The sequence below is a fragment of the Nonomuraea sp. NBC_00507 genome, assembly GCF_036013525.1.
Classification (GTDB): Bacteria; Actinomycetota; Actinomycetes; order Streptosporangiales; family Streptosporangiaceae; genus Nonomuraea.
This window is the reverse complement of the sequence record NZ_CP107853.1, coordinates 5555321-5573808: the sequence shown is the minus strand read 5'-3', so window position 1 is coordinate 5573808 and position 18488 is coordinate 5555321. Positions and strand designations below refer to the sequence as shown.

Below are 18488 nucleotides of genomic sequence, written 5' to 3'. Positions count from 1 at the left end.
GGGCCCAGTTGGGCAACGCTTGTGCATCGACTCCAGCTTGGTGTGATGGGTCCGCCCCACGAGCAGCCCGGAAGCTGTTAGTTTTGCCGTGGCCAGGGTGGACTGAAGGCAGCAAGGTGGTGACATCATGACGCGGGTCGTCGTGGTGGGCGATCTCATGACCGACGCGGTCGCGCGCGCCCGTTATGCGCTCGCCAGGGCGAGTGACACCCCGGCGATCGTGACGATGCACGGTGGCGGCTCGGGTGCGAACATCGCCTCGTGGCTCGCCGTCGAGGGTGCGGAAGTGGCCTTCATCGGCCGCAGAGGCGCCGACATCACCGGGCGAAACCGCGACATGGAGCTGATGGGCTACGGCGTGGACGCGCGGCTCGTCATGGATCCCGAGCGGCCCACCGGCACCTGCGTGGTGCTGGTCACGCACAAGGGCGAGCGCACCATGCTCTCCGACCCCGGCGCCAACGCCGCGCTGTCGCCGGAGGACCTGCCGCGCGACCTGTTCACCTCGGGCTCGCACCTGCACCTTTCGGGCTACACGCTGATCAACGAGGGCTCGCGCGACGCCGGTCTCGCGGCGCTCGACATGGCCAGGCGCGGCGGGATGTCGATTTCGGTGGACTGCGCCTCGTCCGCGCCGCTCGAGCGTACTGGGGCCGAGCCGTTCCTGGAGTGGACCAACGGCGCCAAGCTGCTGTTCGCCAATGCCGACCAGGCGAAGGTGCTGACCGGCCGCGACGAACCGGAGGCCGCGGCCAAGGTGCTGACGGCGTGGTTCCCGCAGGTCGTGATCAAGCAGAACGCCGAGGGCGCGCTGTGGTTCAGCAACGGCCGCCCCGAGCCGGTCCACGTGGCCGCCGAGCCGGTCGACAAAATCGTTGACGGCACGGGGGCGGGCGACGCATTCTCCGCCGGCTTCCTGCCGCCGTGGCTGGAGGGCAAGCCGCCGGCCGAAGCGCTGGCCTCGGGATGCCGGCTGGCGGCCAAGGCGATCATGCATTTGGGCGCCCGTCCGCCCTTCTAGACATTTGGCCGCACGTCCGTCCTCTAGGACAAGACGCCGGGCGTGCTGAACGCCGGCGTCAGCTGACGGTCGCCAGGGCCAGCGGCAGCACGGCCGGAGCGCCGGCGTGGCGGACGAGGGCGGTGGCCAGCGTCATCGTCCACCCAGTGTCGACCCGGTCGTCCACGAGCAGGACGGGCCCACCACACTGGGCGATCTGGGCGCCGACGTCCTTGGGCATGGCCAGGGTGCCTCTGACCGCCTGGACGCGCTTGGCGCTGTTGAACTGCTGTCCGGGCGAGCCGGCCCGATAGCCCAGCTCCCCGAGGTAGGTCAGCCGCCCGACCTGTGCCAGCCGCTCGGCGAACGAGCGCACGAGCTTCGGCCGCGTCGCGGACGGAAGGCTGACCACGGCCACCGGCCGCTCACGCCAGTCCCAGGCGGACAGCACCCGTACGACGGCCGCGAACATGTCGTCGGCCATCGGCCCGTCGTCGCCGTTGAACAGCTCTCGCAGCCGGTTGCCCCACCCGATGTCGGTCAGCCGCCCGAGCGCCCGGCCCGGCTCCGCGCCCAGCTCCGGCTTGATCCGCCCGGAAAGGTCTGCCAGGCCGGTCGGCCACTGTTTGCGGGCCTCGATCTCGACACCGGGCCTGCTCAACCGCTCGCGGGCGGTTTCCACGGCCTGCGCGGCGATCTCCGGCGAGCGGTGCCTGCCCGTGCAGTTGTCGCAGCGGCCGCAGGGCCGGGCGGACTCGTCGTCGAGGTGCCTGCGCAGGTAGTGCTCCCTGCACTCGGTCGTGGTCAGGTAGCCGAGCATGGCCTCCTGCTCGGCCCTGCGCTCGGCGGCGATGCGGGTGTAACGCTCGGTGTCGTACGCCCACGGCTCACCGGTGGCCTCCCAGCCGCCCTTGACCCGCCGGACGGCGCCGTCCACGTCGAGGACCTTGAGCATCATCTCCAGGCGGCTGCGGCTCAGATCGACGGCGGTCTCGAGCGCCGGGGTGGACATGACGCCGCCGCGTTCTTCGAGCGTCTGGAGCGTGGCGCGGACGACGGGCTCGGGCGGGAACGCCAGCGAGGCGAAGTAGGCCCAGATGTCGCGGTCCTCGACGCCGGGCAGCAGGATCACCTCGGCCCGCTCCACCCCGCGTCCGGCCCGGCCGACCTGCTGGTAGTAGGCGACCGGCGACTGCGGCGCCCCCACGTGCACGACGAATCCCAGGTCGGGCTTGTCGAAGCCCATCCCGAGCGCGCTCGTGGCCACCAACGCCTTGATCTTGTTGCTGAGCAGTGCTTCCTCGGCCGCCAGCCGCTCGGCCGGGTCGGTCTGACCGGAGTAGGCGGCCACCTCGTGCCCCTGCTCGCGCAGGTAGCCCGCGATCTCGTGGGCGGCGGCCACGGTCAGCGTGTAGACGATGCCGGAGCCGGGCAGCTCACGCAGCGTCTGGGCCAGCCACGCCAGCCGTTGCTCGGCCGTGGGCAGGCGTACGACGGACAGGTGCAGGCTCTCGCGCTCCAGCGGCCCGCGCAGCACGAGCGTGTCGTCCCCGTCGGGCCGCAGCTCCGCGGGGAGGCGCATCTGCTCGGCCACGTCGCGGGTGACGCGGGCGTTGGCGGTGGCGGTCGTGGCGAGGACGGGGATGCCGGGCGGCAGGTCCTCGAACAGCCGCGCCAGCCTGCGGTAGTCGGGCCTGAAGTCGTGTCCCCAGTCGGAGATGCAGTGCGCCTCGTCGACCACCACGAGCCCGGCGCTCTCGGCCAGCTCGGGCAGCACGTTGTCGCGGAAGTCGGGGTTGTTGAGCCGCTCGGGGCTGACCAGCAGCACGTCCACCATGCCGTCGGCGACCTGGCCGTAGATCTCCTCCCACGCCTCCGGGTTGGCGGAGTTGATCGTGACGGCCCTGATGCCGGCCCGCTCGGCGGCGGCGATCTGGTTGCGCATCAGCGCCAGCAGCGGCGAGACGATGACCGTGGGGCCCTCACCCAGCTCCCGCAGGAGCGCGGTGGCCACGAAGTAGACGGCCGACTTGCCCCAGCCGGTGCGCTGCACGACCAGCACCCTGCGCCGGTCGAGGACGAGGGCCTCGATGGCCGACCACTGGTCGTCGCGGAGCCTCGCGTGCGCTCCGGCCAGCGCTTGAAGGCGTTCCTCGGCCTCTTGCCGCAGCATCCCGGCATCGGGGGCGTCAATCATGCACCCTTGTTACCACCTTTCCCGCCGTGGTTCGCGCTCCTCCTCGTGAAACCCCATCCTGTACGGCTGCGCCGACTGGGCTCCACCCGCCGCACGGGGCCGGGCCCCGTCCAGGGGAACGCTCCTCCGGTTCACCGAGCCGGGCGCCGATACGTGCGCCTCGTGGACCGGCCGCGTGGTGAATCGCGAGCCGGCACGACGGGCAGGGCGGACGTACGGAACCGCACTCAGGACGGATCCCCGTGCTCCGGGAAGGCGTTGATCGTGACCCGGTGCATGCGGCGGCGCTCGGTGTAGTCGGCCACCGCGTAGTGCTGGGTCGGCCGGTTGTCCCAGAAGGCGAGGGTGCCGGGCCGCCACCGCAGGCGGCACTGGTACTCCGGCGAGCGGATGTGATCAATCAGGAACGGCAGCAGCGCCTCGTTCTCCCGGTCCGACAGGCCGACCAGGCGGGTCGTCGAGGACCGGTTCACGAACAGGGCCTTCCTGCCCGTCTCCGCGTGCACGCGCACCACCGGCCGCTCGATCGGCGGCCACCTGGCCTGGATCTCGGCCAGGTCGAACGGATGCCCCTTGGCGATCGCCTTCTTCATCGACATCGTGATGTCGTGCACGGCCGTCAGCTCGTCACACAGCCGCTGCAGCGACGGAGACAACGTTTCGTACGCCAGGTAGGTGTTCGCCCAGCACGTGTCACCGCCCACGCTGGGCAGCTGGACGCAGCGCAACAGCGAGCCCATGGGCGGCGTGGGCTCGAAGGTGTTGTCGCTGTGCCACTCGTCGCCCCCCTCGCCCTTGGGTGAGGTCTGGTCGAGCACATGGATGGGGCTGGCGGCGTCCTTCTTGAAGGCCGGGTGGTTGAGCGTGCCGAAGTTCAGGGCGAACTGCAGGTGCTGCTCGTCGTCGATGTGCTGGTCGCGGAAGAACAGCACGAGGTGCTTGAGCCAGCCCTCCCGCAGAGTCGCGACCTCCTCCTGCGACAGCGGCTTGCGCAGATCGACCCCGGTGACCTCGGCGCCGATGTGCTTGGTCACGGGATGAAACTCGATCATGACGCCTCCGGGAACGCGGAATCCTCGTCGGCAAGGTAACACCAAGCAATTGCTTGGTCAACCAGAAACGCGCTATCGAACAAGTCTGCGATAAGTGGCCGGCATCGAGTACCATCGTGGTTCGGGCACGATGTTCGCCGTCATACCTTTCCCGGCTTCCTTGCCGGGTGGATGACCAGCTCAGTCATTGGCGAGGAGGCGTCTTCCATGGCTGGATATGCCACAGGGGACCCGGCTCGTGCCATCATCTCCAAAGGCGAACACACCGGAACCCCTCCTGGTCGCGTGACCCACGCGCCTCTGGCCGCCATCACCTCGCGACCGGGACGGGTGACGTCGACGCCTCACACGCCGATCTGACGCTTCTCCAGCGAGCTGACGGCTACGGTTACAGCACGAGAGCAGAAGGAGGATGCGCTTCCCCTCGGCGCGACGGCCGAGGCAGCCGCGCAGCACAAGATGGCCCGACGTACGACTGCACCCCCGCCTGAGGACTTCGAGGAGCGGATCGTCGACATCGACGTCTCCTCCGAAATGCGCACGAGCTTTCTCGAGTACGCCTACTCGGTGATCTACCAGCGGGCCCTGCCCGACGCGCGTGACGGCCTCAAGCCCGTGCAGCGGCGCATCCTCTACTCCATGAGCGAGATGGGCCTGCGCCCCGACCGCGGGCACGTCAAGTCCTCACGCGTCGTCGGCGACGTCATGGGCAAGCTGCACCCGCACGGCGACTCCGCCATCTATGACGCGCTGGTGCGGCTGGCGCAGCCGTTCTCCATGCGGCTGCCGCTGGTGGACGGCCACGGCAACTTCGGCTCGCCCGACGACCTGCCCGCCGCCATGCGATACACCGAGGCCAGGCTGGCCCCGGCCGCCATGCTCATGGTGGAGTCGCTCGACGAGGAGACCGTCGACTTCAAGCCCAACTACGACGGGCAGGAGACCGAGCCCGGCGTCATGCCGTCGGCATTCCCCAACCTGCTGGTCAACGGCACGAGCGGCATCGCGGTCGGCATGGCGACCAACATGGCGCCGCACAACCTCACCGAGGTCGTGGCGGCCGCCCGGCACCTGATCAAGAAGCCGGACGCGACGCTGGACGAGCTGATGAGGTTCGTGCCCGGTCCCGACCTGCCGACCGGCGGCTCGATCATCGGGCTGCAGGGGGTGCGGGACGCGTACGAGACCGGGCGTGGCACGTTCCGGATGCGGGCCAAGTGCGCCGTCGAGCAGATCACCCCGCGCCGCAAGGGCATCATCGTCACCGAGCTGCCCTACAACGTCGGCCCCGAGCGCGTGGTCACCAAGATCAAGGAGCTGGTCACCTCCAAGAAGCTCCAGGGCATCGCCGACCTGAAGGACCTCACCGACCGGCACAAGGGCCTGCAGCTGGTCATCGAGATCAAGAACGGCTTCATCCCCGAGGCCGTCCTGGAGGAGCTCTACCGGCTGACGCCGATGGAGGAGACGTTCGGCATCAACAACGTCGCCCTGGTGGACGGCGAGCCGCGCACGCTGGGACTGCGCGAGCTGCTCCAGGTCTATGTCGACCACCGGCTCGAGGTGGTGCGCCGCAGGTCGGAATACCGGCGCCGCAAGCGCGAAGAACGCCTGCACCTGGTCGACGGCCTGATCATCGCGCTGCTCAACATCGACGAGGTCATCCAGGTCATCCGTGCCTCCGACGACTCGGCACAGGCGCGCACGCGGTTGATGGACGTGTTCGACCTGACCGAGATCCAGGCCGCCTACATTCTCGACACGCCGCTGCGCCGCCTGACCCGCTACGACAAGCTGGAGCTGGACCGGGAGAAGGAGACGCTGAGCGACGAGATCGCCAAGCTGACCGAGATCCTGTCCTCGGAGGCCAAGATGCGCCAGGTCGTCTCGGGCGAGCTGGCCGACGTGGCCAAGAAATACGGCACGCCGCGCCGCACGGTCCTGCTGGAGGCCCCCGGCGTGGCCCGGACCCCCGTCGTCTCGCTCCAGGTGGCCGACGACCCGTGCCTGGCGCTGCTGTCGTCGACCGGCCTGCTGGCCCGCACCTCCGACGCGACGCCGCTGCCGGGCGAGGGCGAACGTTCGGCCCATGACGTGCTGGTCTCGGCTGTACGCACCTCGGTGCGGGGCGAGGTCGGCGTGGTGACGTCGCTGGGCCGGCTGATCCGGGTCCAGGTCGTGGACCTGCCGACTCTGCCGTCCACGGCCAACCCGCCGTCGCTGTCCGGCGGTCACCCGGTCTCCGAATACGTCTCACTGCTGCCCGACGAGCAGGTCATCGGCCTGGGCTCGCTGGATCCCGACGGGCCTGGGCTGGCCGTGGGCACGGCGCAGGGCGTGGTCAAGCGGGTGGTGCCCGACTATCCTGCCAACCGCGACGACTTCGAAGTGATCACCTTGAAGGACGGCGACAGCGTGGTGGGCGCGGTCGAGCTGGTGTCCGAGTCGCACGACCTGGTGTTCATCGCCTCCAACGCCCAGTTGCTGCGATTCCCGGCCTCGCTGGTGCGACCGCAGGGGCGGCCGGCGGGCGGCATGGCGGGGATCCGGCTGGAGGACGGGGCCAGGGCGATCTGGTTCGGCGTGGTCGATCCTGAGCTGCCCGCGCACGTGGTCACGATCGCCGGGTCATCGACGGCCCTGCCGGGGACGCAGGTGGGCGGTGGCAAGGTGTCCGACTACGCCGAGTTCCCCGCCAAGGGGCGGGCCACCGGTGGGGTGCGGGCACAGCGGTTCTTGAAGGGCGAGGACGAGTTGCTGCTGGCGTGGGCGGGGCCTGCTCCGGCCAAGGCGGTGTCCGGGGTCGGCAAGCCGGTGCCGTTGCCTGAGGAGATCGGGCGCCGGGACGGCTCAGGTGTCCGCCTGACACACACCATCGGCGCCATCGGCGGCGCCCTCGGCTCCGGCCAGGAAACCCTCCCGCCCGCCGTCGAGTCCTCGGCCTCGCCGCCCGAAGACGAGTAGCCACACCCCCCGACGCCCCCGGCAAGCCCCGGGGGCGTCGGAGTCTACGGCCTGGCGTTGGAGTGGGGCCGGCTTGGTAGCAGGGACCGGGGGCGGGTCAGTCCCGGCAGAGGCAGAACGGGTGCCCGGCCGGATCGAGGAACACCCGGAAGCTGTCGTCCTCGCTGGGCTGGTGCTCATGCTTGACCGCGCCGATCTCGAGCACCCGCTTCTCCGCCTCCTCCATGTCGTCCACGGTGAGATCGAGGTGGAACTGCTGCGGCCGCTCGGGGTCGGGCCAGGTCGGCTGCCGGAAGTCGGGTGCGAGCTGGAACGCCAGCCGCCGGGGCGGCCCCCCGTCGGTCACCACCACCCAATCGTCCTCGACCGACGTGATCGGCCAGCCGAGCAGCCGGGAGTAGAACTCGGCCAGCCCTGGGGGATCGGGCGTGTCGAGCACGACGGTCCGGAATTCCGCGATGCCGCTCATCATTCACCTCTCTCTGACGTGGTTGCGACAATGGATGCCATGGCTGTCAACTCGTTCATGGTTCCGCTCGGCGCTCCCGCGCCCGACTTCGATCTCACCGCTATCGACGGCGGCAGCGTCTCGCTGGAAGACCTCAAAGACTCTCCCGCCACACTGGTGGTCTTCCTCTCCAACCACTGCCCCTACGTGCGGCACATCGAGAAGGGCCTGGGCGCGCTGGCCGCGGACTACGGCGCCCGGCTGTCGATCGTCGCCATCTGCAGCAACGACAGCGTTAATTACCCGGACGACGATCCCACACACCTGGCCGAGCAGGCCGCCCGAGCCGGGTTCACGTTCCCGTACTTGCTGGACGACACCCAGGAGGTGGCCAAGGCGTACAAGGCCGCCTGCACGCCCGACTTCTTCCTGTACGACTCCCGGCTCAAGCTCGTCTACCGGGGAGAATTCGACGGCTCCCGCCCCGGCAACTCGGTGCCGGTGACCGGCGCGTCGCTGCGGGCGGCCATCGACGCCCTGCTGGAGGGCGGCGAGGTGCCCGCGGAGCAGAGCCCGTCGCTCGGCTGCAGCATCAAGTGGAAGCCGGGCAACGAGCCCGCCTGAACGGCACTGAACGCTTGCGCCTGACCCCGCTCGGCATGCCCAGACCACCGGGCTGGGCATGCCCGCGACGGCCGACCCGATACCGGCGTTTACGGCGAGCCCAGCGGGCCGAAGGCACGCAGTGCGGCGTCCAGCCCGAGGGGGTTGCCCAAAAGCTCTTTTGCCCTTGAAGACGGCGCGCACCCGTGGAGATGGCGAGCACGAGTGATGAGCACGGGTGGCGAGCACAGGTGGCGAGCACAGGTGGCGAGCACGAGTGATGAGCACGGGTGGCGAGCACAGGTGGCGAGCACAGGTGGCGAGCACGAGTGATGAGCACGGGTGGCGAGCACAGGTGGCGAGCACGAGTGATGAGCACGGGTGGCGAGCACAGGTGGCGAGCACAGGTGGCGAGCACAGGTGGCGAGCACAGGTGGCGAGCACAGGTGGCGAGCACAGGTGGCGAGCACGAGTGGCGAGCACGAGTGGCGAGCACGAGTGGCGAGCACGAGTGACGGGATCGGATGACGGGGCCGGATGACGGGGTCGGTCAGCGGGTGGAGGCGGAGATCGCCGTCGGGAGCGCGAGTAGGAGCTCGTGCGGCTGGCCGCCCTGCCAGTGCCGGATCAGCCGGGCGCCCGCTTCCCCGGGATCGAACTCCTCACACCCCAAAGGCCCGAAGCAGCCCGCCTGGTCCAGCATCAGGATGAGCGGATCGTCATCGGGCAGGCTGGCGGCGTAGGCGGCGGTGTCGATGAGGGCCAGCGCGCACTTGGCATTGCGACCGTCGTCGTTGGACTCCACGCGGTCAAGGCGGCGCCAGGCTTGAGCACGGAGATACGCGGCGAGCGATTCGGACCTGGTCACGACTGAAACCTTCTTAGATCACGTACATGCGGCTACGACATCATCACGCAAGGTGACGCGCTTTCGTGGGACCTTTGCCAACTCCCGCCTGTCGCCACCCCGGGAGCAGCCACTTTTGAGGGTGGTGTCATCATCTGGGACATGAGTGCGTTCGACGACCTGTATGCCGCCAACGCTAAGTTTGCGAAAGACTTCGGGAGCTCCGAGCTCACCGGCCGGGCAGCCCGCGGGCTGGCCGTCGTGACCTGCATGGACTCGCGCATCGACCCGCTCGGCCTGCTCGGGTTGCAGGCGGGCGACGCCAAGATTCTCCGCAACGCCGGCGCCCGCGTGACCGATGACGTGCTGCGGACGCTGGTGCTGGCCGTTTACCTGCTCGGAGTCGAGCGCGTGCTGGTGATGCCGCACACCGACTGCGGCATGGCCAAGGTGACGGACGCGGACGTGCACGCCCTCACCAGCGAGCGCGGGGTGGATACCCGCAGCCTGGAGTTTCATACGGTGCCCGACCAGTACGAGGCGCTGCGCCACGATCTGACCCGTATCCGCACCAGCCCGTTCCTGCCCGCGGACATGCCGGTGGCCGGTGCGATCTACGACGTCCGGACGGGCCGCCTGACCGCGTCCGAGTTCTGAAGGGCGAGACCAGGCTGCTGCTTCCAGGCGCGGGGCGCCGCCCTCTCATACAGCACGATCTCGTACGTGCCGGCGCGAGACAGGGCGCACCAGCTCCAGAGAGGCCTAGGACGGCCCCAGGAACGCGCCCAGACGGCTCTTAGGCCTCCTGCACCTCGAACATGGTGCAGGAGGGACGGAACGCCGTCTGGCGGCCTCTAGGCGTCGATGTGGTCGCGGTCGACCTCGGCGGCGCTGTTGACGATGAACTCCCGCCGCGGCGCCACATCGCTCCCCATGAGCAAGTTGAAGATGCCCTCGGCGCCCTCGGCGTCCTCGATGCGCACCCGGCGCAGGATCCGGTGCCGCGGGTCCATCGTGGTCTCGGCCAGCTGGTCGGCGTCCATCTCGCCCAGACCCTTGTAGCGCTGCACAGGGTCCTTCCACCGCTTGCCGCGCCGCTCCAGGTCCCGCAGCACCCGCTGCAGCTCGGCGTCGGAGTAGCAGTAGATGTATTTCTCCTTGCCCTTGCCGGGGTTGGTGAGCTCGATGCGGTGCAGCGGCGGCACCGCCGCGAACACCCGCCCGGCCTCCAGCATCGGCCGCATGTAGCGGTGGAAGAGCGTCAGCAGCAGGGTGCGGATGTGGGCGCCGTCCACGTCGGCGTCGGCCATGAGGATGACCTTGCCGTAGCGGGCCGCCTCGATGTCGAACGAGCGCCCGGAGCCGGCGCCGACCACCTGGATGATGGCGGCGCATTCGGCGTTTTTGAGCATGTCGCTCACGGACGCCTTCTGCACGTTGAGGATCTTGCCCCGGATCGGCAGCAGCGCCTGGAACTCCGAGTCGCGGGCCAGCTTGGCGGTGCCCAGCGCCGAGTCGCCCTCGACGATGAACAGCTCGCTGCGGTCCACGCCTTCACTGCGGCAGTCGACGAGCTTGGCGGGGAGCGCGGAGCTTTCCAGCGCACTCTTGCGCCGCTGGTTGTCGCGGTGCTCGCGGGCGGCGATGCGGGCCTTGGCGGCGGCGACGATCTTCTCCAGAACGGCTCGCAGCGGCTGCTTGTAGCCGCGCGGCGGGTTGGTGAAGATTTCCTTGAGCTCGCGCGAGACGACGTGGGAGACGATGCGGGTGGCCGCGGAGGTGCCCAGCACCTCCTTGGTCTGGCCCTCGAACTGCGGCTCGGGCACCCTGACCGTGACCACGCCGGTCAGGCCTTCGGAGATGTCGTCCTTGGTGACGGGGTCGTCGCCGTTTTTCAGCAGGCGGGTCTCGCGCAGCAGCTCGTTGACCGTGCGCACCAGGCCACGCTCGAATCCGCTCAGGTGGGTGCCGCCCTTGGGGGTGGCGATCACGTTGACGAACGACCGCACGGTGGACTCGTAGCCCTTGCCCCAGCGGACCGCCACGTCCACGGTCAGCTCGCGCTGCACCTCGGTGGGCGTCATGTGGCCCTGGTCGTCGAGGACCGGCACGGTCTCGTGGAAGTGGCCCACGCCCTGCAGCCGCAGCACGTCGCAGACGGGCTCGTCACGGGCCAGGAACTCGGTGAACTCGGAGATGCCGCCGTCGAAGCGGAACTCCTCCTCCACGCGCTCCTCGTGCCTGCTGTCGTAGACGGCCAGGGTCAGCCCGGGCACCAGGAACGCGGTCTGCCGCAGGCGCACGTGGATCTCGTCCATCGAGACCTCGGCCTCGGGCAGGAAGATCTGCTTGTCGGCCCAGAAGCGCACCCGGGTGCCGGTGACCTTGCGCGGGAGCGTGGCGCCAACCCGCAGCCCGGACTTCTTCTTGAACTTCGCCGTCGGCCCATCACCATCGAAGATCCCGGTGACGCCGCGGCGGAAACTGATCTCGTGAACGCGCCCGTCCTTGTCCACCTCGACGTCGAGCCTCGCCGACAGGGCGTTGACCACGGACGCGCCCACACCGTGCAGGCCGCCGGAGGCGCCATAGGAGCCGCCGCCGAACTTGCCGCCCGCGTGCAGCTTGGTGAAGACGAGCTCCACACCGGCCAGGCCGGTCTTGGGCTCGTTGTCGACCGGGATGCCGCGGCCGTTGTCGCGCACCTCGATGGAGCCGTCGGGGTAGAGCTCGACCTCGATCCGGTCGCAGTGCCCCGCCAGCGCCTCGTCGACGCCGTTGTCCACGATCTCCCAGAGGCAGTGCATGAGCCCGCGGCTGTCGGTGGACCCGATGTACATCCCCGGGCGCTTGCGGACGGCCTCGAGGCCCTCAAGCACCGACAGGTGACGAGCCGTGTAACCCGCCTCCACTAGCGTCACTCCAGCTCCCCAGGTCTAAGCATCGAACACGTGTGCGTAGCCTACCGTTCTTCCCATACGCACGCGTACAAGCTTGCCATGGCGACACGTTTGCCGTTACCAACCGGCTGATCGTCATTACTATCGGACACATTCTGCTCTGGGCGTAGAGAGGGGGAGGTTGGGAAGCTCCACGTCCGGTTAGATGTTGTCCAAGTGACTGACGCCAGATCCTCGCTTCGGCGGGGGTGACCCGAAAGGCGATACGTGACTGGAGCTCTCGCCCCCGTTAAGCCGCTGACGGCCCTCGACCGCTGCGACCGCTGCGGTGCCCAGGCCTACATTCGCGCGACCCTGCCCATAGGCGGGGAGCTGCTGTTCTGCGCCCACCACGGGCGTCAGCACATTGCGGCGCTGCGCGAAAAGGGCGCCGACATCCTGGACGAGTCGGCTCGACTCAGCAAGACCGATTCAATTGCCCCCAACGACGAGCGCTGACCCCAGCGCTGGTCGTGATGAGATAACCACATATCGCGTGACAGTGACGGCGACCCTGGGCGTGCCCGGGGTCGCCGTCCTGCGTAAGACGCCGTGGCCGGCGCGCCTATTCCAATAGGCCGCCGCCCGGCGGTCAGCTTCCCGTAGGCCGCCGCCCGGCGGTCAACTTCCCGTAGGCCGCCGCCCGGCGGTCAGCGCACCCGGTAGTGATACCGGCCCGCGATCTCGAACCCCTCGCCGCGATACAGCGCCTGCGCGGCCTGGTTGGGCGCGGTGGTGACCAAATACGCGGAGTCCGTGCCCGCGTGCCGCGCCAGCGCCCGCAGCACGGTACGGGCCAGCCCACGACGGCGCGCCTCCGGCCGGGTGGCCATGCAGTAGATCCCCAGCGTGCCGCCCTGCGGTACGGCCCGCCCGACGGCGAGTGCCACGCCGCCCTCCTCGTAGGCCCCATACCAGGCCGGTACGCCGGTGCAAATGCGCTCGGCTTCCTCGAGCCCGCTGCCGAACCGCCCGTCCACGGCCCACCAGGTGTCGAGCCACCCCCGCCAGGGCCGCTCCTCGATCCTGAGCTCGCGCTCCGCCTCGCCCAGCACCTCGGGACGGAGAGAGCCGGCCGCCATGACGAGCGTCGGGTCGACCAGCTCGTAGCCCCTAGCCTCCAGCTCCTCATCGAGACCGGGCGTGGCCCCCAGCCCCACTGAGAAGACGCAACGCTGCCCACGCTCCCGGTAGAACCGCTCAGCCCTCTGGATGGCCCCGCCCAGATCAACCGGCCGCCCCAACGCGAGCACCGAGTTGGCCCGCTTGGTCACGCCTCCCGCGTAACGCAACACCCACCCGTCGCAAACGAGCTGCTCATAGGCAGGCCAGGCCTCGTGCACAAGCATGTCGAAATCCACTCGCGCAGCCTAGCCAAGCGCCCAGCCGCCCCGTGACACCCGGGCGTGTCGCCGCACCATTGGTCCAGGTTTCAGCGAAGCGAACGGCCCGCGTGGCCCGCCGTACAGAAGGAAAGACCAGCACCAATAGGCTGGGGACGTGCTGATTGTGTTGCCGCCGTCGGAGGGGAAGGCCTCCGAGGGGAGCGGCCCGCCCGTCGGGCAGCTGTCTTTTTCGTCGCTCGACAAGCCCCGCAAGCGGGTGCAGACCGCGCTCATCCGGGCCTCCAAACGCCGAGACGCCCTCGAGGTGCTGGGCCTGTCCCCCGGTCTGGCGGGCGAGCTGGCCAAGAACACGGCGCTGCCGGCGGCCCCCACCCTCCCCGCCGCCGAGCTCTACACCGGCGTGCTCTACGACAATCTCGGACTGGACACGTTGGATCCCGCCGCCCGGGCCCGGGCCGCCGAATCGGTCCTGATCTTCTCCGGCCTGTGGGGCGTGGTCCGGATCACTGACCGGATCCCGCCGTACCGCCTCTCGATGGGCGTCAACCTCTCACCCGTGGGCGGGCTGGCCGCGTTCTGGCGTCCCCAGATCTCCAAGGCGCTGGACACGCTCCCGGGCCTGGTGGTGGACCTGCGCTCGGCGACGTACGCGGCCGCCTGGCAGCCGGGCGAGCGCTCGGTGACGGTGCGGGTGTTCAGGGACGGCAAGGTCGTCAGCCACATGGCCAAGGCCACCCGCGGCGAGATCGCCCGCGCCCTTCTCCACCAGGACGCCACCCCGGCCACCCCGGACGAGCTGGCCAAGATCCTGGACGCCCTCGGCTACATCGTCACGCTGACGCCCCCCGCTCGCGCAAACCGCCCCTGGACGCTGGACGTGCACGTCAACGACCCTACGTGAGCCACCGCGAAGAAGCCCCGCACGGATACCCGTGCGGGGCTTCTTCGTTCAGCCGATCAGTCCAGCCCGATCAGTCGAGGTAGTCGCGGAGCACCTGCGACCGGGACGGGTGACGCAGCTTGGACATGGTCTTGGACTCGATCTGGCGAATGCGCTCACGGGTCACCCCGTAAACCTTGCCGATCTCGTCCAGCGTCTTCGGCTGTCCGTCGGTGAGCCCGAAGCGCATCGAGACGACGCCCGCCTCCCGCTCCGACAACGTGTCGAGAACGGAGTGCAGCTGCTCCTGGAGCAGCGTGAAGCTGACGGCGTCGGCCGGAACGATGGCCTCGGAGTCCTCGATGAGGTCGCCGAACTCGCTGTCGCCCTCCTCGCCCAGCGGCGTGTGGAGCGAGATGGGCTCACGACCGTATTTCTGGACCTCGACGACCTTCTCGGGCGTCATGTCCAGCTCGCGGGCCAGCTCCTCCGGCGTGGGCTCGCGGCCGAGGTCCTGCAGCATCTGCCGCTGGACGCGGGCCAGCTTGTTGATCACTTCGACCATGTGGACCGGGATGCGGATGGTCCGCGCCTGGTCGGCCATGGCACGCGTGATCGCCTGCCGGATCCACCACGTGGCGTAGGTGGAGAACTTGTAGCCCTTGGTGTAGTCGAACTTCTCCACGGCCCTGATCAGGCCCAGGTTGCCTTCCTGGATCAGGTCGAGGAACAGCATGCCGCGGCCGGTGTAGCGCTTGGCCAGCGAGACCACGAGCCGGAGGTTGGCCTCCAGCAGGTGGTTCTTGGCCCGGCGGCCGTCCTCGGCGATCCACTCCAGCTCGGCCCGGACGTCGACCGGCAGGCTGCCGGTCTCGTCGCCGCCCAGCTGCTCCTCGGCGAACAGGCCCGCCTCGATGCGCTTGGCCAGCTCGACCTCCTGCTCGGCGTTGAGCAGGGGGACCTTGCCGATCTGCTTGAGGTAGTCCTTGACCGGGTCGGCGGTGGCGCCGGCGGCTGCGACCTGCGCGACCGGGGCGTCATCGTCGTCGTCGGACAGGATGAGGACCTCGTCCTCGGTCTTCTCCGTCGCCGCGATCTCGGAGGGCTTGGGCCCCTCCTCGGTCTCGTCGTCGGAGTCGGAGTCACCCTCGGCGTCGGACTCCTCGGCGACGATCACCTCGTCGTCGACCTCGATGTCCTCGAGGTCCTCCAGCTCCACGTCGCCGTCGAGCTCGATGTCCTCGTCGTCGTTGTCCGCGTCGGCGGACTCGGGCGCCTTCGGCTTGGTCTCGGCAGGCCCAGCGCTCTTCGGCTCGGCCTTCTTGGCGGCGGCGGGAGCCGCGGCCTTCTTCGCCGCCGGAGCGGCCTTCTTCGCAGGGGCCGCCTTCTTGGCGGCCGGCTCGGCTTCAGCGGCGCCCACGACCGCGGTCACGGTCTCGGGCTGCTGCTCTTTGGCGGCCGCCGCCGTCTTGGTCTTGACGGGGGCGGCGGTGCGGCGCTTTGCTGGACCACGAGACTTCTTCGGCGCAGCCGAATCCGCGGCGGTCACCACCACGGTCACGCCCTCTTTACTGAGGTTCCGCAAGAACGCGGCGGCGTGCGACATGGGGATGTCCGCCTCCTCGAAGGCCTGACGGACATCCTCAGACTCGAGGAAACCCTGCGAGCGCCCACGCTCGAGCAGTCGCTGAATGACGGGCTCGTTCAGCTCTTGTGGCTTCGAGCGAGTCGAACTTGCAGGCGACACGAACACCTCTCGAACGAACGCGTGGCGACAATGGACCCAGATGCCCGCTGGGGGGCTGCTCCCTCTCTCGGAGATCAGTGAGGCCGTGCGGACCGCGACGGACCTGCACAGCATTGTGGCACGACCCCGCACTCCATACGGCCACCTCCCGGCGGTTGACCTCCACCCTAGGCCGACCGAGACAGTAGTGCGTACGTAAGCGGGTCACTGATACCCGAAAGCAACCGTTATGACTGTTTCATTCAGTCACTCTTCGTGGCTGGCGGGACGTGAATTGCTAGCGCAGTAACGTCATCATCCTGTTCATATCCAGACAACATCCGGTCAACCAGGAAGTCCAGCAACATGTGCGGACTACTTACGACCTCAGGCGGCGCTTCGGTCACAACACTGCAAAGCTCGGCGAGTCCGGCATCCAGCCCGCGCTTCCTGTTCTCCACGAGACCGTCGGAGTAGAGCACGGCGGTATGGCCGGGCGGCACCACGAACCGGAACTGCCTACGGCTGGTCGGCCAGCCTAGCGGAGTGCCGGGCTCGGCGTCGCACAGGATCGCCGTGCCCTGCGGAGAGACCAGCACGGGCGGTGGGTGGCCGGCCAGGGCGAGCGTGCCCTCGCCGGTCACAGGCTCCACGACCATGTAGGCCAGGGTCGTGACCTGCTCCTCCTCTTCGGTGGCCTCGAAGACGCGATCCAGGCCGGTGAGCACGGCCGCGGGCGGCGGGTTGGTCAGCGCCAGCGCCCGCATGGCATTGCGGATGCGGCCCATCCCCGCCGCGGCCTTGACGCCCTTGCCCATGACGTCGCCGACGACGGCCGCCACGCGCCCGTCCTGCAGCACGAAGGCGTCGTACCAGTCACCGCCGACCTGGACGTGGCGGCTGCCCGAGCGGAAGCGCTGGGCCAGCTCCAGGCCCTTGACCACGGGCAGGCGGTCGGGCAGCAGGCTGCGCTGGAGGGTCTCGGCGGTGCGGTGCTCGCGCTCGAACAGGGTGGCCCGCTCGACCGCCAGCGCGCACTGGCCGGCCAGCGCCTCCAGGAAGACGCCGTCCTCCTGGGAGATCTTCACCGGCCGGGTGAAGGAGAATCTGAGCGCTCCCAATGCCCGCCCTGCGGCCAGCAGCGGCAGCCCGACCCAGGCCCGCTCGTCGCTGTTGGCCAGGTAGTTGGCCAGGACCTCCTCGTCGCCGCCGGCCTCGAGCAACTGCGCCTTGAGGCTGTCGGTCGACTCGGCGAACATCGGCCTGCGGCTGTTGACCGCCATGGTCATCACGCTGGAGCTGGACAGCGGGATCTCCTCGCCGAAGGCGCCGGACGCCTCGGGGATGCCCTCGCCGTTGATCAGCTTGAGCGCCGCGCGGTCGGTGTCGAGCAGCGCCACGGCCGAGCGGTCGGCGGCCAGGGCGGTGCGGCCCACGTCGATGATGACCTGCACCACCTGCTCGACCGTCAATGCCTCGGCGAGCTGGGCTGTGGCGCCCTGCAGCCGGGCGGTGCGCAGGGCGGCGGCGCCGAGCTGGTCGGTCAGCCGGCCGCGCATCTCCTCGGCCTCGCGCTGCGGGGTGACGTCGGTGTTGGCGCCGACCCACTCGACCACGCGGCCGTGCCTGATGATCGGCACGGCCCGCACCTCGAAGTGGCGGTAGCCGCTGGCCCGGGTGCGCACCCGGTAGTTCCACTCGAACATGGTGCGCCCGCGCAGCGCCTCCCGCCAGGCCTCTTCGGTCTCCTGCCGCTCCTCGGGGTGGACGACCTCCAGCCAGCCGTTGGCGAGGTATTCCTCCAGGCCCTGGCCGGTGATGGCGCGCCACTGCGGTGCGTCCTCGACGACGGCGCCGGTGGGCGAGGTGATCCAGACGAGCTGAGACTGCGCCTCCACCAGCGAGCGGTAGCGCTCCTCGCTGCGGCGCAGTGCCTCCTCGGTCTGGCGGCTCTCGGTCACGTCGAGCCCGACCAGCGCGATCGCCCGCAGGTCGCCCGCCTCGTCGTGGACCGGCGAGAACGACAGCGACCAGTGCCTGGTGTCGCCCTCTGCCGACCGCACGCGCACGCGGCCCTCGGTGACCGGCGCGTCGGTCTCGATGACGGCCTGCACGGCGTGGGTGATGATCTGGCTGAGATCGGGGGCGAGCACCTCGACGGGCTGCCGGTCGAGCAAGCGCTCGGCGGGCACGCCGACGACGTCGCAGAACACGTCGTTGACCCGCTGAACGCGGCTGTCGCCGTCGAAGAACGCGAAGGCGAACTCGGCCTCCGACAGCAGGCCCTGGAAGAGGGCGGAGTCTGAGATGTCCACATCCGACTCCCGGGGACGGGGAACGGAGGTCTCGGCGCTCATGGTCGGCACCTCCGTCGCGTGCCAGGGTCTCCCACGCGGCACATCTCCATAGTCGTGTATCGGCGTAGCACAGCTCCGGGCGACCGGATTCTGCAGTACATCATCGGCGATGGGCATGTGCGGACGGAA

Annotated in this window: 14 protein-coding genes; 6 read left to right on the top strand and 8 right to left on the bottom strand. The window is 69.4% G+C overall.

Translation table 11 applies throughout. The annotated features are described in order from the left end of the window. Positions 1-127 precede the first annotated feature (127 nt). Positions 128-1021, top strand: coding sequence for a carbohydrate kinase family protein (locus tag OHA25_RS27120; RefSeq protein ID WP_327590281.1), 894 nt, complete (start codon positions 128-130; stop codon positions 1019-1021). A gap of 58 nt (positions 1022-1079) precedes the next feature. On the opposite strand, the gene OHA25_RS27115 is transcribed toward OHA25_RS27120, so the two are convergent. Together OHA25_RS27115 and OHA25_RS27110 are read right to left on the bottom strand one after the other, a co-directional pair. Further along, positions 1080-3197: a RecQ family ATP-dependent DNA helicase gene (locus OHA25_RS27115; RefSeq protein WP_327590280.1), complete on the bottom strand. Its 2118-nt coding sequence runs from the start codon at positions 3195-3197 to the stop codon at positions 1080-1082. A gap of 227 nt (positions 3198-3424) precedes the next feature. Continuing rightward, on the bottom strand, positions 3425-4249 hold the full coding sequence (locus OHA25_RS27110) for a TauD/TfdA dioxygenase family protein (protein WP_327590279.1): 825 nt from the start codon (positions 4247-4249) through the stop codon (positions 3425-3427). 459 nt (positions 4250-4708) lie between these two features. Here OHA25_RS27110 and OHA25_RS27105 point away from each other — a divergent pair, with 459 nt between their 5' ends. Then, entirely contained in the window at positions 4709-7213 is a 2505-nt protein-coding gene (locus OHA25_RS27105) for a DNA gyrase/topoisomerase IV subunit A (protein WP_327590278.1), read from the top strand. 97 nt (positions 7214-7310) lie between these two features. Here OHA25_RS27105 and OHA25_RS27100 read toward each other — a convergent pair whose 3' ends face one another. Continuing rightward, positions 7311-7682 (bottom strand): VOC family protein, encoded by a 372-nt coding sequence (locus OHA25_RS27100; RefSeq protein WP_327590277.1) that lies wholly within the window; start codon positions 7680-7682, stop codon positions 7311-7313. Between the two features lie 39 nt (positions 7683-7721). Here OHA25_RS27100 and OHA25_RS27095 point away from each other — a divergent pair, with 39 nt between their 5' ends. Beyond that, complete coding sequence (locus OHA25_RS27095; RefSeq protein ID WP_327590276.1) at positions 7722-8285, top strand: thioredoxin family protein; 564 nt, start codon at positions 7722-7724, stop codon at positions 8283-8285. 529 nt (positions 8286-8814) lie between these two features. Here OHA25_RS27095 and OHA25_RS27090 read toward each other — a convergent pair. After that, complete coding sequence (locus OHA25_RS27090; protein ID WP_327590275.1) at positions 8815-9132, bottom strand: hypothetical protein; 318 nt, start codon at positions 9130-9132, stop codon at positions 8815-8817. A 141-nt stretch (positions 9133-9273) separates the two neighbouring features. Here OHA25_RS27090 and OHA25_RS27085 point away from each other — a divergent pair, with 141 nt between their 5' ends. Next, positions 9274-9768 (top strand): beta-class carbonic anhydrase, encoded by a 495-nt coding sequence (locus tag OHA25_RS27085; protein WP_327590274.1) that lies wholly within the window; start codon positions 9274-9276, stop codon positions 9766-9768. Between the two features lie 197 nt (positions 9769-9965). Here OHA25_RS27085 and OHA25_RS27080 read toward each other — a convergent pair whose 3' ends face one another. Beyond that, a complete protein-coding gene (locus OHA25_RS27080; RefSeq protein ID WP_327590273.1) occupies positions 9966-12032 on the bottom strand; it encodes a DNA gyrase/topoisomerase IV subunit B in 2067 nt (688 codons plus the stop codon). A gap of 246 nt (positions 12033-12278) precedes the next feature. Here OHA25_RS27080 and OHA25_RS27075 point away from each other — a divergent pair, with 246 nt between their 5' ends. Further along, entirely contained in the window at positions 12279-12509 is a 231-nt protein-coding gene (locus OHA25_RS27075) for a DUF7455 domain-containing protein (RefSeq protein WP_305922573.1), read from the top strand. A gap of 191 nt (positions 12510-12700) precedes the next feature. Here OHA25_RS27075 and OHA25_RS27070 read toward each other — a convergent pair whose 3' ends face one another. Then, positions 12701-13399, bottom strand: coding sequence for a GNAT family N-acetyltransferase (locus OHA25_RS27070; RefSeq protein WP_327590272.1), 699 nt, complete (start codon positions 13397-13399; stop codon positions 12701-12703). Positions 13400-13550: 151 nt separating this feature from the next. On the opposite strand from OHA25_RS27070, the gene OHA25_RS27065 reads away from it, so the two are divergent. After that, positions 13551-14297, top strand: a complete 747-nt coding sequence (locus OHA25_RS27065) for a YaaA family protein (RefSeq protein WP_327590271.1) — start codon at positions 13551-13553, stop codon at positions 14295-14297. Between the two features lie 70 nt (positions 14298-14367). Here OHA25_RS27065 and OHA25_RS27060 read toward each other — a convergent pair whose 3' ends face one another. Next, the gene (locus tag OHA25_RS27060; RefSeq protein ID WP_327590270.1) at positions 14368-16023 is read right to left on the bottom strand and encodes an RNA polymerase sigma factor; all 1656 of its coding nucleotides are present in this window, start codon (positions 16021-16023) and stop codon (positions 14368-14370) included. Between the two features lie 242 nt (positions 16024-16265). Then, positions 16266-18359, bottom strand: a complete 2094-nt coding sequence (locus tag OHA25_RS27055) for a SpoIIE family protein phosphatase (RefSeq protein ID WP_327590269.1) — start codon at positions 18357-18359, stop codon at positions 16266-16268. Positions 18360-18488 lie beyond the last annotated feature (129 nt).

Excerpts from the sequence above, each read along its gene's own strand:
- OHA25_RS27115 (WP_327590280.1), bottom strand. The coding sequence starts at position 3,197 with ATGATTGACGCCCCCGATGCCGGGATGCTGCGGCAAGAGGCCGAGGAA.
- OHA25_RS27070 (WP_327590272.1), bottom strand. The coding sequence starts at position 13,399 with ATGCTTGTGCACGAGGCCTGGCCTGCCTATGAGCAGCTCGTTTGCGAC.
- OHA25_RS27120 (WP_327590281.1), top strand. The coding sequence starts at position 128 with ATGACGCGGGTCGTCGTGGTGGGCGATCTCATGACCGACGCGGTCGCG.
- OHA25_RS27100 (WP_327590277.1), bottom strand. The coding sequence starts at position 7,682 with ATGAGCGGCATCGCGGAATTCCGGACCGTCGTGCTCGACACGCCCGAT.
- OHA25_RS27105 (WP_327590278.1), top strand. The coding sequence starts at position 4,709 with ATGGCCCGACGTACGACTGCACCCCCGCCTGAGGACTTCGAGGAGCGG.
- OHA25_RS27110 (WP_327590279.1), bottom strand. The coding sequence starts at position 4,249 with ATGATCGAGTTTCATCCCGTGACCAAGCACATCGGCGCCGAGGTCACC.
- OHA25_RS27085 (WP_327590274.1), top strand. The coding sequence starts at position 9,274 with ATGAGTGCGTTCGACGACCTGTATGCCGCCAACGCTAAGTTTGCGAAA.
- OHA25_RS27055 (WP_327590269.1), bottom strand. The coding sequence starts at position 18,359 with ATGAGCGCCGAGACCTCCGTTCCCCGTCCCCGGGAGTCGGATGTGGAC.
- OHA25_RS27095 (WP_327590276.1), top strand. The coding sequence starts at position 7,722 with ATGGCTGTCAACTCGTTCATGGTTCCGCTCGGCGCTCCCGCGCCCGAC.